Source organism: Mesorhizobium sp. M4A.F.Ca.ET.090.04.2.1, from assembly GCF_003999085.1.
In the GTDB taxonomy this organism is placed as follows: Bacteria; Pseudomonadota; Alphaproteobacteria; order Rhizobiales; family Rhizobiaceae; genus Mesorhizobium.
On record NZ_RZOT01000788.1, the window covers coordinates 1 to 1,758 of the forward strand.

Below are 1,758 nucleotides of genomic sequence, written 5' to 3' on the forward strand. Positions count from 1 at the left end.
CTCCAGCACCGTGACGCGCTTGGCCTCCGTCGGGTGCGCGGTCATGGTCGGGCCGACACAAAGCTCGCTGAGCGCCGTCTGGACTTCTTTCGCGGAGTGACCGTTCGCTGCCATCTGCGCGATCACGCTGGCAAAGGACCCGGGCACCTCATCGACACCGGCGCCTTGTTCGAGTTCGCGGCGCGCCCGCATGGCAAGCAACTCGTCGGCAATCGCCAGCAACTGGAACCATACGCCGCTCGCCTGGAGCGCCGGGATGCGCTGCTCGGGGGCGAGGGAGACAAGCGACCTGCGTCCGCTCAGAACGGCGGCGATCTCCGGCTCGCGCGCGCTTGCGACCTGAAGCAGCAGGCGCAACAAAAGGCTGCGCTCATCCTCACGAAACTTGATGCGTCTGCTCTGTTCCAAAGCGCTCTCCTGATCCCGTCCGCATCGGCTGCCGCTGTAGCCGCGCCCTGAATCGAGGGTGGCGCCGGCTGTCAGGCGACCCGGTCGGGAACCGGACGCCCCTCGAAGAAGGCGGTCAGGTTCTCCACCACCTTCATGCCCATCGCCACCCGCGTTTCCTCGGTCGCGCTGCCGAGATGCGGCAGCAGCACGACATTCTCCAACTGCTTCAGTGCCTCCGGAACGGCCGGCTCCTCGGCAAAGACGTCGAGGCCAGCGCCGGCGATCTCGCGCCTTTGCAGCGCGCCGATCAGGGCGTCCTGGTCGACGACGTCGCCGCGCGCGGTGTTGATCAGGAACGCGCTATCCTTCATCAACCGCAGGCTTCGGGCATCGATCAGATGGCGGTTTTCCGCGCCGCCCGGACAGTGCAGGGACACGAAATCGGATGCCGCGAGCACACCTTCCAGAGTCTGCATCTGCACCGCGCTCATGGCGCGCGTCTCCTCATCATCGACCGGCGAGCGATTGAAGAACACGATCTTCATGCCGAAGCCGAAATGCGCGCGCCTGGCCGTCGCCTTGCCGATGCGCCCCATGCCGACAATACCCAAGGTCTTGCCCGACACCTTCGCGCCGGCCATGTGGGTCGGTGACCAGCCGCGCCACTCTCCGGCCCGCAGCTGCCGTTCGCCTTCACCGGTCCGGCGCGCGACAGCCAACATCAGGCTAAGCGCGAGGTCGGCGGTGCAATCGGTCAGCACGCCAGGCGTGTTGGTCACCACGATGTCGCGGTCGCGGGCCGCCGCGACATCGATATGGCTGAAGCCGACGCCGAAATTGGCGATGATGCGGGTGCGGGCGTCGCCGTCGGGAAACACGGCGGAAGGCAAGCGGTCGCTGACCGTTGCCAGGATGGCGTCAAAATCCGCGAAGGCGGAAGTCATCGCGGCAGCACTCAGCGGCGTGTCGTCTGCGTTGAGGGTCGTGTCGAAGCGCTCGGCGAGGATCGCTTCGACGGCGGCCGGCCATTTGCGGGTGACAATCAAACGCGGTTTCATCGAATTTCCTGCCGATCGACGGGCCGCCGCGATGCTTGCGCCGGCCCGATACAGACTTTCACTTGCGTTATGTGGCCTTCAGCGGCCGTCACGCCGCCTTCTTGGTCCGCGCCAGCGTGTCGGCCACGACCTCGCCAAAGGAGGCGGGAGTCGGCACGATGACGACGCCGGCTTCCTTCAGGATCTCGACCTTTTCCTGCGCCGACTCGCCGAAGGCGGAGATGATCGCGCCGGCGTGGCCCATGCGGCGGCCCTTCGGCGCCGAAAGCCCGGCGATGTAGGCGATCAGCGGCTTGCGCATGTTGTCGCG

The 1,758-nt window shown here is 66.6% G+C and carries 2 protein-coding genes and 1 pseudogene; all 3 read right to left on the reverse strand.

Annotation, left to right across the window (positions count from 1 at the left end; translation table 11 throughout):
• Positions 1-408, reverse strand: a 408-nt coding sequence (locus EN781_RS31820; protein ID WP_245492702.1) for a phosphoenolpyruvate carboxylase, incomplete at its 3' end; no start/stop codon positions are given.
• A 71-nt stretch (positions 409-479) separates the two neighbouring features.
• Positions 480-1,448 (reverse strand): D-glycerate dehydrogenase, encoded by a 969-nt coding sequence (locus tag EN781_RS31825; RefSeq protein ID WP_126054041.1) that lies wholly within the window; start codon positions 1,446-1,448, stop codon positions 480-482.
• Positions 1,449-1,536: 88 nt separating this feature from the next.
• Positions 1,537-1,758 (reverse strand): annotated as a pseudogene (locus tag EN781_RS31830) (succinate--CoA ligase subunit alpha); the annotation flags it as partial.

Bases quoted from the DNA above. Each gene is read 5' to 3' on its own strand.
- EN781_RS31825 (WP_126054041.1), bottom strand. From the start codon at position 1,448: ATGAAACCGCGTTTGATTGTCACCCGCAAATGGCCGGCCGCCGTCGAA.